This window comes from Achromobacter sp. PD1 (assembly GCF_048541815.1).
GTDB lineage: Bacteria > Pseudomonadota > Gammaproteobacteria > Burkholderiales > Burkholderiaceae_B > Achromobacter > Achromobacter bronchisepticus_A.
Map to the genome: position 1 here is coordinate 6,982,354 of NZ_CP183349.1, position 11,879 is coordinate 6,994,232.

At 62.9% G+C, this 11,879-nt stretch carries 12 protein-coding genes and 1 other RNA gene; 8 read left to right on the forward strand and 5 right to left on the reverse strand.

All coding sequences use genetic code 11. From position 1 onward, the window contains the following. Window positions 1–60: 60 nt before the first annotated feature. The 3 genes from ACM1PE_RS32980 to ACM1PE_RS32990 all read right to left on the reverse strand — a co-directional run bounded on the left by ACM1PE_RS32980 (window position 61) and on the right by ACM1PE_RS32990 (window position 3,838). A complete protein-coding gene (locus ACM1PE_RS32980; protein ID WP_118932591.1) occupies window positions 61–1,665 on the reverse strand; it encodes a gamma-glutamyltransferase family protein in 1,605 nt (534 codons plus the stop codon). A 189-nt stretch (window positions 1,666–1,854) separates the two neighbouring features. Further along, window positions 1,855–3,360, reverse strand: coding sequence for a tripartite tricarboxylate transporter permease (locus tag ACM1PE_RS32985; protein WP_054458528.1), 1,506 nt, complete (start codon window positions 3,358–3,360; stop codon window positions 1,855–1,857). Between the two features lie 13 nt (window positions 3,361–3,373). Next, the gene (locus ACM1PE_RS32990) at window positions 3,374–3,838 is read right to left on the reverse strand and encodes a tripartite tricarboxylate transporter TctB family protein (RefSeq protein WP_059373032.1); all 465 of its coding nucleotides are present in this window, start codon (window positions 3,836–3,838) and stop codon (window positions 3,374–3,376) included. A 424-nt stretch (window positions 3,839–4,262) separates the two neighbouring features. On the opposite strand from ACM1PE_RS32990, the gene ACM1PE_RS32995 reads away from it, so the two are divergent. The 4 genes from ACM1PE_RS32995 to ACM1PE_RS33010 all read left to right on the forward strand — a co-directional run bounded on the left by ACM1PE_RS32995 (window position 4,263) and on the right by ACM1PE_RS33010 (window position 6,077). After that, window positions 4,263–4,709, forward strand: a complete 447-nt coding sequence (locus ACM1PE_RS32995) for a hypothetical protein (protein WP_054458532.1) — start codon at window positions 4,263–4,265, stop codon at window positions 4,707–4,709. Beyond that, on the forward strand, window positions 4,709–5,020 hold the full coding sequence (locus ACM1PE_RS33000; RefSeq protein WP_006388757.1) for a cell division protein ZapA: 312 nt from the start codon (window positions 4,709–4,711) through the stop codon (window positions 5,018–5,020). The genes ACM1PE_RS32995 and ACM1PE_RS33000 overlap by 1 nt, the downstream gene beginning before the upstream one ends. Before the next feature lie 33 nt (window positions 5,021–5,053). Then, window positions 5,054–5,238: non-coding RNA, 6S RNA (ssrS, locus tag ACM1PE_RS33005), on the forward strand. An 80-nt stretch (window positions 5,239–5,318) separates the two neighbouring features. Continuing rightward, entirely contained in the window at window positions 5,319–6,077 is a 759-nt protein-coding gene (locus tag ACM1PE_RS33010) for an SIMPL domain-containing protein (RefSeq protein WP_118932592.1), read from the forward strand. Here the strand turns inward: ACM1PE_RS33010 and lgt are convergent. Continuing rightward, complete coding sequence (gene lgt, locus ACM1PE_RS33015; protein WP_059373036.1) at window positions 6,052–6,840, reverse strand: prolipoprotein diacylglyceryl transferase; 789 nt, start codon at window positions 6,838–6,840, stop codon at window positions 6,052–6,054. The two genes, ACM1PE_RS33010 and lgt, sit on opposite strands and share 26 nt — an antisense overlap. Window positions 6,841–6,966: 126 nt before the next feature. On the opposite strand from lgt, the gene ilvD reads away from it, so the two are divergent. The 3 genes from ilvD (at window position 6,967) to msrA (ending at window position 9,604) form a co-directional block, all read left to right on the forward strand. After that, window positions 6,967–8,652, forward strand: coding sequence for a dihydroxy-acid dehydratase (gene ilvD, locus ACM1PE_RS33020; RefSeq protein WP_059373038.1), 1,686 nt, complete (start codon window positions 6,967–6,969; stop codon window positions 8,650–8,652). Beyond that, the gene (locus ACM1PE_RS33025; RefSeq protein WP_054458538.1) at window positions 8,636–8,971 is read left to right on the forward strand and encodes a c-type cytochrome; all 336 of its coding nucleotides are present in this window, start codon (window positions 8,636–8,638) and stop codon (window positions 8,969–8,971) included. Before ilvD ends, ACM1PE_RS33025 begins: the two co-directional genes overlap by 17 nt. A gap of 78 nt (window positions 8,972–9,049) precedes the next feature. Beyond that, window positions 9,050–9,604 (forward strand): peptide-methionine (S)-S-oxide reductase MsrA, encoded by a 555-nt coding sequence (gene msrA, locus ACM1PE_RS33030; protein WP_059373039.1) that lies wholly within the window; start codon window positions 9,050–9,052, stop codon window positions 9,602–9,604. 82 nt (window positions 9,605–9,686) lie between these two features. On the opposite strand, the gene hppD is transcribed toward msrA, so the two are convergent. Further along, window positions 9,687–10,799: a 4-hydroxyphenylpyruvate dioxygenase gene (gene hppD / locus ACM1PE_RS33035; RefSeq protein WP_059373040.1), complete on the reverse strand. Its 1,113-nt coding sequence runs from the start codon at window positions 10,797–10,799 to the stop codon at window positions 9,687–9,689. A gap of 156 nt (window positions 10,800–10,955) precedes the next feature. Here hppD and ACM1PE_RS33040 point away from each other — a divergent pair, with 156 nt between their 5' ends. Beyond that, window positions 10,956–11,432, forward strand: a complete 477-nt coding sequence (locus tag ACM1PE_RS33040; protein ID WP_054458545.1) for an Lrp/AsnC family transcriptional regulator — start codon at window positions 10,956–10,958, stop codon at window positions 11,430–11,432. Window positions 11,433–11,879: the final 447 nt, after the last annotated feature.

Genomic DNA, 11,879 nt, shown 5'->3' on the forward strand with positions numbered 1-11,879 from the left:
TATGTGATTGAGGCCATCAGGGGCGCTGGCGCCAGTAAACAGGCCCTAACCTTAACGCAATCAAAAGCCCGCGGCGAGTCCATCGCGCCGGCTGTCGCTGGCGCTGACATACCCGTCCACCGCCGGGTCGCCCAGGCGCCAGATGAACTGTCCCGAGCCGAAGTCCATGTAGGGATCCGCCATGCTTTCGAGCACGTGGCCGCGGGCGCGCAGCCCCTCGGCGACGGCCGCGGGCAGGCCGGCCTCCGCGTCCAGCGACAGCCCATGGTTCCATTTCCAGCGAGGCGCGTCGCAGGCGGCCTGCGGCTGCTGGCCGTAGTCCAGCATCCGCACCAGCGTCTGCACCTGCCCCTGGGGCTGCATATTGCCCCCCATGACCCCAAAACTCATGACGGGTGCGCCATTGCGCATCAGGAAGCCCGGGATGATGGTGTGGAAGGGGCGCTTGCCGCCCGCCACCGCATTGGGGTGGCCAGGGTCGGTGCTGAAGCAATGGCCGCGGTTCTGCAGGCTGACGCCGGTGCCTGGGACCACCACGCCGGAGCCGAAGCCCATGTAGTTCGACTGGATGAAGCTGACCATCATGCCGCACTTGTCCGCGGCCGTCAGGTAGACAGTGCCGCCGCGCGGCGCGTGGCCGCTGGCGTGGGCCTGCGCCGCATTGGGGTCGATCAGGCGCGCCCGCTGCGCCAGATAGTCCGCGGCCAGCATCTGTTCGGGCGTGACCTGCATGTGCTGCGCGTCGGCCACGTGCGCGTAGACATCGGCAAACGCCAGCTTCATCGCCTCGATCAACAGGTGCTGGGTTGCGGGGTGATCCACCGGGCGGGCCGCCACGTCGAAGTTCTGCAGGATGCCCAGGGCGATCAGGGCGGCGATGCCCTGGCCGTTGGGCGGAATCTGATGCAGCGTGTGGCCGCGGTAGGCTTGGCTGATCGGCGCCACCCACTGCGGCGCGTAATCGCGCAGATCCGCCAGCGTCAGCGCGGCGTCGTGGGCCTGGGCATGCGCCACCAGCTTGTGGGCGGTCTCGCCTTCGTAGAAGTCACGGCCGCCGCTGGCCGCAATGCGCTTGAGCGTGGCGGCCGCGCCTTGCAGCACGAAGTGCTCGCCGACCTGCGGTGCGCGGCCGCGTGGCAGGAAATGCTCGGCAAAGCCTGGCTGCGGCTGCAGGAGGTCGGCCTGCGCCGCCCACTTTTCCTGCACGATGGGCGACACGGCAAAGCCGCGCTCGGCATATTCGATGGCGGGCGCCAGCACATCGGCAAAGGACAACCGGCCCAGCCTTTCATGCAGGGCGGCCCAGCCCGCCACGCAGCCAGGCACCGTCACGCTGTCCCAGCCGCGCGTCGGGATGGCGCCCTGGTGCTTGCGCCGGAAGTAATCCATGTTCCAGGCTGCCGGCGCCGTACCCGAGGCATTCAGGCCATGCAACTTCGAGCCGTCCCAGACGATGGCGAAACAATCCGATCCCAGCCCGTTGCTGACCGGCTCCGTCAGGGCCAGCGTGGCGGCCGCGGCGATCGCCGCGTCGACGGCGTTGCCGCCTTGCGCCAGGATCCGCAAGCCCGCCTGGGCGGCCAGCGGCTGCGAGGTGGCAACCACGTTGCGTGCGAACACTGGGTGCCGGGTGGTGGGATAGGGGTTGTTCCAGTTGAAATTCATCTCGAATCATCGCGTGGGGTAAACCCCTAGCTTAACGTACGCGAACTGCGTTTGAACATAACCCGTATTGAGTTGTATTGATTGGTAGCGTCTATCGGACCGAATACCGTGCGCGCAAAGAAAAACCCCCGGGGCGGAACCCGGGGGTTTTCAGGGCGGGACTGCCGCAGCGAGGCGGCAGGCTGCGCTTTAGTCTTCTTCGACGAAGGTCTCTTCGCGCTTCTTGCGGATCGCCGGCAGGGCCACCAGGATCACCAGGAAGACGGCGACGGCCAGCAGCGAGGCCGACAGCGGACGCGTCACGAAGGTCGTGAAGTCGCCGCGCGACAGCAGCAGGGCGCGACGGAAGTTCTCTTCCATCATGGGGCCCAGCACCAGGCCCAGCAGCAGCGGTGCGCCTTCGCACTTCAGCTTGGACCACACGTAGCCGATGATGCCGAAGATGGCGGTGGTGAAGATGTCGAACGTGTTGTAGTTCAACGAGTACACGCCGATCGTGCAGAAGACCAGAATCGCCGGGAACAGGATGCGGTAGGGCACTTTCAGCAGCTTGACCCACAGGCCGATCAGCGGCAGGTTCAGCACCACCAGCATCAGGTTGCCGATCCACATCGAGGCGATCAGGCCCCAGAACAGCTCCGGGTGGCTCGTCATGACTTGCGGGCCGGGCTGGATGTTGTGGATGGTCATCGCGCCGACCATCAGCGCCATCACGGCGTTACCCGGGATGCCCAGGGTCAGCAGCGGGATGAACGAGGTCTGGGCAGCGGCGTTGTTCGCCGATTCCGGGCCAGCCAGGCCGGCCGGGTGGCCCTTGCCGAAGCGTTCCGGATTGCGCGAGATCTTCTTTTCCAGCGTGTAGGAAGCGAACGACGACAACACGGCGCCACCGCCAGGCAGGATGCCCAGGGCCGAACCCAGAGCCGTGCCGCGCAGCACAGCGGGGGCGGCTTCCTTGAATTCCTGCTTGTTGGGGTACAGCGAGCCGATCTTGTCGGTGATGTCGACGCGGTTTTCCTTCTGCTCGAGGTTGGTCATGATTTCGGCGAAGCCGAACACGCCCATGGCCACGATGGCGAAGTCGATGCCGTCTTGCAGTTCGGGGATACCGAAGTCGAAGCGGGCGACGCCCGAGTTCACGTCGGTGCCCACCATGCCCAGCAGCAGACCCAGCAGGATCATCGCGATGGCCTTGGGCAGCGAACCCGAAGCCAGCACCACGGCGCCGACCAGGCCCAGGCACATCAGCGAGAAGTACTCGGCCGGGCCGAACTTGAACGCGACTTCAGCCAGCGGGGGCGCGAAAGCGGCCAGCAGCAGCGTGGCCACGCAGCCTGCGAAGAACGAACCCAGCGCGGCGATTGCCAGCGCGGCGCCAGCACGGCCGTTGCGGGCCATCTGGTGGCCGTCCAGCACGGTCACCACCGCGGACGTTTCCCCTGGCAATGCCACGAGAATTGCCGTTGTGGAGCCGCCGTATTGGGCGCCGTAGTAGATGCCTGCCAGCATGATCAGGCCGGCCACCGGGGGCAGCACGTACGTGATCGGCAGCAGCATAGCGATGGTCGGGACAGGGCCGATGCCCGGCAGCACGCCGATCAGCGTGCCCAGGATGCAGCCCAGCAAGGCATAGGCCAGGTTCTCGGGCGTGAACGCCACCGAGAAGCCCAGCATGAGGTTGTCAAACAATTCCATGGCCGAAGGCTCCTTAGTTCATGCCCAGAAACGACGGCCACAGCGGGAAAATCAGCCCCAGCCCCTTGACGAATGCCAGATACGAGAACACCACCAGGAAGATGCCGTTGGCGACGGCGACCTTCAGGCTGAACTCATGGCTGGCCAGGCTGCTGACCACAACCAGAACGAATACCGAGATGTAGATGCCCAGCAGTTTGAGGATGAAGCCGTAGAGCACGACCGATCCGACCACCAGGAACACGATGCGCCAATCGAACTTGTCGACGTGGGTTTCGTGCGCCTTCTTGGACATCGAGCCAAGCAGCACGATGGCGCCCAGCAATGCCAGAACTATGCCTAGCCAGAAAGGAAAATACCCTGGGCCCATTCGGGCGGCAGTACCCATTTGGTAGCTGCTGGCCTGCCAGGCGAATCCCAGTCCAAGGGCGATGAACATCACCCCCGACCAGAAGTCCTGTCGATTGCGTAGCTGCATGATTGGTTGGCTCCTGTTTACAGCATGTAGATAAAAAGGTCTGTGGCCAATCCCGCCGACAGGCGAGTGACAGGCACAAAAAAGGCACTTCGGGGTGCCATTTGTTCTTATGAAAGGTAAGGCTGGGATTCTTGAAAGGGCGAATGGTAATGGACGCCCGCCACGCTGCAAACCCTGTAAGGTCGGTGAAAGGCTGGGGTTTTCCCTAGAATTCGGGAACTCCCGACCCCGAGTTGTAACGGGTCAGGAAGTTTGAGGGCTTTTTGAAAGCTAAGTGAAAGTTTATAGAAAGAAAGACGAAAGCAGGATCGGCCGGATGCGTGGCTTTCGAATGAGGGAGGGATAAATCCTACTGAATATTGCCGGGTTTCTCACCTTGCGTGAAGAGACCCCGTTCAACTCAGGATGGTTTACGATAGCGCCCATGCTGCAAGATCTAGACCAACTCGCCGCCCGCATAGGGCAACTGGTGCAACGCACCCGGCAACTCCACGCAGAGCGTGACGCGTTGCGCCAACGCTTGAACGAAACCGAAGCTGAGCAGCGTGTGCTCAAGCAGCGCGCCGCCGAGCGCGAGGCCGAAATCGTCACGCTCCAGAGCAAGCTTCAGGATCACGACGGCGCGGTCACCTCCATGCTCGAGCAAGCCCAGCAGGCCGAGGCCGCGCTGCGCGAGCAACTGGCCCGCGAAACCTCCGAGCGCCAGTCGCTCGAGTCGCGTTTCTCCGCCCGTGAAACCGAATTGCAGGGTAGCTTGCAGACCCGCGACACCGAATTACAGCGCTTGCGCGTGGCCGCCGCATCGGCCCGCGAGCGCATCGACGCCGTGCTGGCCCGCCTGCCGGGCGCACCGTCTGGAGAGCAACACTGATGGAACGCGTAGATGTCACCATACTGGGGCGCGACTATTCCCTGGCGTGTTCCGCCGAAGAGAAGCCGACGCTGCTGGCCGCCGTGCGCCACGTGGACCAACTGATGCTGCGCATCCAGGGCACGGGCAAGGTCTCCAGCAATGAACGCATCGCCGTGATGGCCGCGCTGCAAGTCGCGGGCGAGCTGCTCGCCATGAAAGCGCCCGATGGTCCGCTGGGCGGTTTGGCGGTCGGCGACTTCAAGCGTAGAATCGAGGACATGAACGCAGTACTCGATGACGCCTTGTCGGGTCAGGAAAAACTGCTCTGACAGTTCATAAAGCAGTATTCAAGTATTTTCAGTTTGTCCCTGCCGTGTTCGTGACTAGGCCATACATTCTCTGAACCTATGTCTTTTGGCATATTGGTTGCGGGAGTGCAGAGCTGGAGTGATCGTCTCCTGTAGACGAACCCGACGCTCTTCGGAACGCGACCACCTTGAACCTCAGGGTTCGAGATGCCGGCCTTGACGGCACAGGCGGGGCATCTATCCCAGCGGGCCTGCCATAAGAGCAGGTCCGCCTCGGGCGCCTCACCACTCCCCTTCGTCCTCCCTCTAGGACCAGTCCATGTTCAAACACCCTGTTTTCTCGCTGACCAAACTCGGCGCGGCGTGCGCAACCGTGGCCGCTCTGAGCGCCGCGCCGCTCGCCCATGCCCAGACCCAGGCGCCCGCCGCCGCGGCGGAAGCGTCGGCCAGCCGCGCCCCGGAACTGACTCTGCAGGCCAATGCGTCTTCTGAAGTCAAGCAGGACACGGTCCGCATTTCCCTGTCCGCCGAAGTCGAGGCGCCCGACCAGCCCGCCGCAGGCAAGAAGCTGAGCGCGGCCTTGGACGACGTGGTCAAGCGTGCGCGCGACACCAAAGGCGTGGAAGTGCGCACCGGCGGCTACAACGTCTGGCCGAACACTTCCAGCAAGGGCAAGATCGGTTCGTGGCGCGGCCAGGGCGAAGTGATCCTGGAATCGAAGGACTTCGAAGCCGCGGCCGCTCTGGCGTCCAAGCTGTCCGACAAGACCGCCATCTCCAACATCAGCTTCCTGCTGTCGCGCGAAGTGCGCGAGGCCGAAGAGCGCAAGCTGCTCAAGGAAGCCGCGCAAGCCTTCAAGGACCGCGCGCTGGCCGCAGCCAACGCCTTCGGTTTCTCGGGCTACCGCCTGTCCAAGCTGGAACTGGGCGGCTCGGGCGGCCCCGTGCCGATGCCGCGCATGATGGGCGCCGCGGCCATGGCCAAGGACGCCTCGGGCGGCTATAGCCCGGACGTCCCGCTGGAAGCGGGCAACGTCACGGTCAGCATCGCGGTCAACGGGACGATCGTTTTGCAGTAAGGCTGAACATGATGGCGCCCAGGGCGACCATCGGCACGGACAGCCACTGTCCCATGCTCAACCCGCCCGCGAGCAGGCCCAGGAAGTTGTCTGGCTCGCGGGTGAATTCCACCAGGAAGCGGAACGTTCCGTAACCCATCAGGAAGAGCCCGCTCACCTGGCCCAGCGGGCGCGGTTTGCTCGAAAACCACCACAGCAGTGCAAACAGCACGATGCCTTCCAGGCCCAGTTCATAGAGCTGCGAGGGGTGGCGCGGCAGTCCGTCGCCGCTGCCCGGAAACACCATGGCCCACGGCACATCGGTGGGCCGGCCCCAGAGTTCGCCATTGATGAAGTTGCCCAGGCGGCCAAAACCCAGCCCCAGCGGAATCAGCGGCGCGATGAAATCGCTGACCGCGAAGAACGGCAGCTTCTTCTTGCGTGCGAACAGCAGCATCACCACGATCACGCCGATCAGCCCGCCATGGAACGACATGCCGCCCTGCCACAGGTACAGCACTTCCAGCGGATGGGACAGGTAGTAAGAGGGCTTGTAGAACAGCACATAACCCAGCCGTCCGCCCAGTACCACGCCCAGCACGCTATAGAAGATCAGGTCTTCCAGATCCTTCACGTTCAGTGACGTAGTGTGGCCGGAGGTGATGCGGCGGCGTCCCAGCAGGTACACCAGGGCGAAGCCCACCAGGTACATCAGTCCGTACCAGTGGATGGCAAGCGGCCCGATCTGCAGGGCGACGGGATCAAATTGGGGATATTGCAGCATGTTCTGCCCGACACAATAAAGTTGAATGATAATAACCGGCGAACATTGAAGATTCGCGCGCAAGCGAGCCAGTTCCCCCGGGGCGGTTGCCATGTCCGAGCCCCGGCGGCCGACAGGAGACAGACCATGCCGAACAACGATCGTTCCCGCCACATCACCCACGGTGTCGCGCGCGCGCCCAACCGCGCCATGTATTACGCGCTGGGCTATCAGGAAGCCGACTTCGAAAATCCCATGATCGGCGTGGCCAATGGCCATTCGACGATCACGCCTTGCAATAGCGGCCTGCAACGCCTGGCCGATGCGGCCATCGACGCCATCCGCGCATCGCAGGCCAATCCCCAGGTATTCGGCACGCCCACCATTTCCGATGGCATGTCCATGGGCACCGAGGGCATGAAGTACTCGCTGGTCTCCCGCGAGGTCATCGCCGACTGCATCGAGACCGCGGCGCAAGGACAGTGGATGGACGGCGTGGTCGTGATAGGCGGCTGCGACAAGAACATGCCCGGCGGCATGATCGCACTGGCCCGCACCAACGTGCCTGGCATCTATGTCTATGGCGGCACCATCAAGCCCGGCCACTACAAGGGCAACGATCTCACCATCGTCTCCGTCTTCGAGGCCGTGGGCGAATACACCATGGGCCGCATGCCCGAAGAAGATTTCAAGCAGATCGAGAAGTGCGCGATTCCCGGTTCCGGGTCCTGTGGCGGCATGTACACCGCCAACACCATGAGTTCCGCGTTCGAAGCCATGGGCATGAGCCTGCCGTACTCCAGCACCATGGCCAACGAGGACGAGGAAAAGGTCGCCTCCGCCGCGGAGTCTGCGCGCGTGCTGGTCGAGGCGGTCAGGAAGGGCTTGCGCCCGCGCGACATCATCACGCGCGAATCCATCGAAAACGCGGTGTCCGTCATCATGGCCACGGGCGGCTCCACCAACGCCGTGCTGCATTTCCTGGCAATCGCGCATGCCGCGGAAGTGCCGTGGACCATCGACGACTTTGAACGCATCCGCAAGCGCGTGCCTGTCCTGTGCGACCTGAAACCGTCCGGCAAATATGTCGCCACCGACCTGCATCGCGCCGGCGGCATTCCGCAGGTCATGAAGCTGCTGCTCAATGCGGGTCTCCTGCACGGCGACTGCATCACCATCACCGGCAAGACCATCGCCGAGACCCTGGCTGATGTGCCCGACGCGCCCCGGGCGGACCAGGACGTCATCATGCCGCTGGACCGGGCGCTGTATCCGCAGGGTCATCTCGCCATCCTGAAAGGCAATCTCTCCCCCGAAGGCTGTGTCGCCAAGATCACCGGCCTGAAGAATCCCGTCATCACGGGCCCGGCGCGCGTCTTCGATTCCGAAGACGACGCCATGACGGCCATCATGGCGCGTGAGATCCGCGATGGCGATGTGGTGGTCATCCGCTACGAAGGACCCAAAGGCGGCCCTGGTATGCGCGAGATGCTCGCGCCCACCTCCGCGCTGGTCGGCCAGGGGCTGGGCGAAACGGTGGGGTTGATCACCGACGGCCGTTTTTCCGGCGGCACCTGGGGCATGGTCGTGGGTCACGTCGCGCCGGAGGCTTTCGTGGGCGGTCCCATTGCACTGATCCGCGAGGGCGATTCGGTTACCATCGATGCCCACAAGCTGCTGTTGCAGCTCAATATCAGCGACGAAGAAATGGCGGCTCGTCGCCAGGCCTGGGTGCAGCCCCGGCCGCGTTATACACGCGGTGTGCTTGCCAAGTTCGGCAAGCTCGCCAGCACCGCGAGCCGTGGGGCAGTTACCGATGCATTTGAAGAGTAGTCTGTTGTTGGCCGCCGCCTGCGTCCTGGGCGCGGGGGCGGCGCAAGCGCAAACCACCGGGTTGGATCTGGCCAAGAACAAGGCCTGTATGGCCTGCCACCAGGTCGAAGCCAAGCGCGTCGGCCCGCCGCTCAAGAGCGTGGCCGAGCGCTATGCGGGGCAGGGCGATGCCATGGTCGATTACCTGGCAGGCAAGATCCGCGGCGGCGGCCGCGGCGCCTGGGGCGCCGTGCCCATGCCCGCGCAAACCCAGGTCAGCCCGGACGACGCCCGCGCGCTCGCCGAATGGATCTTGTCGCTGGCTCCCCCCAAGCAGTAGTCTTGTTCTCTCGCGCTCCAAGCACAAAGCCGGAGCGCCGGGCCGCATTCCGCGGCCCTTTATCAGGAAGGAATCGTCATGGCAGAACAACCCTCTCCGGGCAATGAGGTCGCGGTACTTGGCGGCGGCTGCTTCTGGTGCGTCGAAGCGGTGTTCGCCGAGCTGCGCGGGGTCAAGAGCGTGCTGCCCGGCTACAGCGGCGGGCATGTGGACAATCCCAGCTACGAGCAGGTCTGCGGCAAGGACACGGGACACATCGAAGTGGCCCGCATCGAGTTCGATCCCGCTGAACTGTCCTACAGCGACTTGCTGCGCGTATTCTTCGCGACCCACGACCCCACCACGCCGGGCCGCCAGGGCAATGACGTCGGTCCGCAATACGAATCCGCCATCTTCTGGCAGAACGAGGCTCAGCGCGAGCAGGCCCAAGCCGTCATTGCCGAGGTCAATGCCCAGCAAATCTACGATGCGCCCATCGTGACGCACGTGCTGCCGCCCGCCAAGTTCTGGCAGGCCGAGGACTACCACAGCAACTACTTCGCCCTGCATCCCGAGCAAGGCTATTGCCAATTCGTGATCGCGCCCAAGGTCGCCAAGTTCCGCAAGCAGTTTCAGGACCGGCTGCAAAAGTAGCAGGCAAAAAAAACCTCACCACAAGGTGAGGTTTCAAAGCCAGCGCCGATGCCCGAGCACCGGGCGCTGGCGGGGGAAGTCTTTATTCGACGGTCTTCACCACGCCGCGCCGCATCTGATCCAGTTCGATCGACTCGAACAGGGCCTTGAAGTTGCCTTCGCCGAAGCCGTCGTTGCCCTTGCGCTGGATGATCTCGAAGAAGATCGGGCCGATCTGGTTTTCGGTGAAAATCTGCAGCAGCAGGCCGCCGCCGGGGGCGCCGTCCAATAGGATGCGGTTCTTCTGCAGGCGCGCCACGTCTTCGCCGTGGTTCGGCAGACGGCGGTCCAGCAGCTCGTAGTAGGTTTCGGGCGTGTCCAGGAACACCACGCCATTTTGGCGCAGCGCCTCGATGGTGGCGTAGATGTCTTCCGTGGCCATGGCGATGTGCTGGATGCCTTCACCGCGGTACAGGTCCAGGTATTCCTGGATCTGGCCTTTCTCTTCCGTGCCTTCCTCGTTGATCGGAATGCGGATATTGCCGCAAGGCGAGGTCATGGCCTTGGACTTCACGCCCGTCACCTTGCCTTCGATGTCGAAATAGCGCACTTCGCGGAAATTGAAGAGGCGTTCGTAGAACTCGGCCCACTCGGCCATGCGGCCCTTGTGCACGTTGTGCGTCAGGTGGTCCACCAGCGTCAGGCCGGCGCCGCGGTGATTCAGGTCGGCTTGGGCGTTTTGCGGATCCACGGGCACGAAGTCCACGTCATAGATGCTGATGTCGCCGATACCGCCGTGGCCGTCCTTGCCGCTCCAGCGATCCACCAGGTAGATAAGCGAATCGCCGATGCCCTTGATCGCCGGAATGTTCAGTTCCATCGGGCCGCTGTGCGAATCGAAGCCCCACGCGCCCAGTTCCAGGGCGCGCTTGTAGGCGGCGTTGGCATCTTGCACACGGAAGCCGATCGCACAGATCGACGGGCCATGCAGGCGCGCGAAACGCTGGGCGAAGGAATCCGGTTCTGCGTTGATCAGGAAGTTCACGCCGCCTTGGCGGTACAGGGTCACGTCCTTGTGGCGGTGCTTGGCGATGGCCTTGAAGCCCAGCAGTTCGAACACCTTGCGCAGCGCGGCGGGATCCGGCGCGGCATATTCAATGAACTCGAACCCGGCGGTACCCATCGGGTTGTCCCAGGGTTGGAAAGCGCTGCTCATAAGTCTGCTCCCTTGCATCGTTTTTAAGGACGACTTGTTCTTCAAGTCTAGACGGAGATTGTAGGAAGGAACGACGGGCAGACAATTGCAAACATGTCGCGAAAGCCATTGAGTTGAGCAATAATATTGCCGGATAGAAAACATTAAGGGCTGAAAATGTCTGACATTGAGCTGGATAGGACAGATATACGGATTCTGGCCGAACTGCAGCGTGATGGTCGCCTCAGCAACCAGGAGTTGGCCGACCGTGTGTCGCTGTCGCCCAGCCCCTGTTTGCGGCGGGTCCGCCGGCTGGAAGAGAAAGGCTTCATCAAGAAGTACGTCGCCCTGATCGACGCGAAGAAGGTCGGCTTGGGCCTGCTCGCCTACGTAAACATCCGTCTGAACAAGCACAGCGGATCCAGTCATGCTCCCATGAGCGACTTCGCCCGCGATGTGCAGCTATGGCCGGAGGTGGTGGAGTGCTACGCCATGTCCGGAGACATGGACTACCTGCTGCGGATACAGGTTGCCGACCTGGCGCATTTCTCCCGCTTCGCCATGGATACGCTGATGCGCCATCCCGCAGTGGTAGACATGCGTTCATTCTTCGCCCTTCAGCAGATCAAGGAAACCACAGAGCTCCGGCTTTAGCTATGGCCTTCAGCCACTCTCTATATATAGGTACCGCTCTTTGGGGTTTGCAGTGAGGTTGTCCAGGACGAGCAGTGCGTCCCCCAAAAAAAGCATCCTCTAAAAAAAGGGTGTCACCTTCGCAATCCCGCCAAAATTCCGTGCTATAGTCTCGCTCCTTCGCGATTCGGGCAGTTTTGAAGCGCGAAGCCAAGCAAGCACGCGGGTTAGCTAAGGGAAACCAAGCCGGCCTGCCGCCAGGTCAGCAGCGATGTTGTCCGGCGGTTATTGCAAGGATTGCAGCAAATTAGGCAGAAGCCAGTTGCGTAATCTGCAAAAATCGTGCTATAGTCTTGGGCTTGGCTGGCGATGTTCATTAAGGGTTATCCCTTATATCGCTAGCCTCCAGGCGGTAACCGATCTCGGGTCTGAAGCGAAAGCGGCGGCGATGGGGTTGCAGGATGAGGT

Bases quoted from the DNA above. Each gene is read 5' to 3' on its own strand.
- ACM1PE_RS33000 (WP_006388757.1), top strand. From the start codon at position 4,709: ATGGAACGCGTAGATGTCACCATACTGGGGCGCGACTATTCCCTGGCG.
- lgt (WP_059373036.1), bottom strand. From the start codon at position 6,840: ATGCTGCAATATCCCCAATTTGATCCCGTCGCCCTGCAGATCGGGCCG.
- ACM1PE_RS33025 (WP_054458538.1), top strand. From the start codon at position 8,636: ATGCATTTGAAGAGTAGTCTGTTGTTGGCCGCCGCCTGCGTCCTGGGC.
- ilvD (WP_059373038.1), top strand. From the start codon at position 6,967: ATGCCGAACAACGATCGTTCCCGCCACATCACCCACGGTGTCGCGCGC.
- ACM1PE_RS33010 (WP_118932592.1), top strand. From the start codon at position 5,319: ATGTTCAAACACCCTGTTTTCTCGCTGACCAAACTCGGCGCGGCGTGC.
- ACM1PE_RS32980 (WP_118932591.1), bottom strand. From the start codon at position 1,665: ATGAATTTCAACTGGAACAACCCCTATCCCACCACCCGGCACCCAGTG.
- ACM1PE_RS32985 (WP_054458528.1), bottom strand. From the start codon at position 3,360: ATGGAATTGTTTGACAACCTCATGCTGGGCTTCTCGGTGGCGTTCACG.
- ACM1PE_RS32990 (WP_059373032.1), bottom strand. From the start codon at position 3,838: ATGCAGCTACGCAATCGACAGGACTTCTGGTCGGGGGTGATGTTCATC.
- ACM1PE_RS32995 (WP_054458532.1), top strand. From the start codon at position 4,263: ATGCTGCAAGATCTAGACCAACTCGCCGCCCGCATAGGGCAACTGGTG.
- ACM1PE_RS33040 (WP_054458545.1), top strand. From the start codon at position 10,956: ATGTCTGACATTGAGCTGGATAGGACAGATATACGGATTCTGGCCGAA.
- msrA (WP_059373039.1), top strand. From the start codon at position 9,050: ATGGCAGAACAACCCTCTCCGGGCAATGAGGTCGCGGTACTTGGCGGC.
- hppD (WP_059373040.1), bottom strand. From the start codon at position 10,799: ATGAGCAGCGCTTTCCAACCCTGGGACAACCCGATGGGTACCGCCGGG.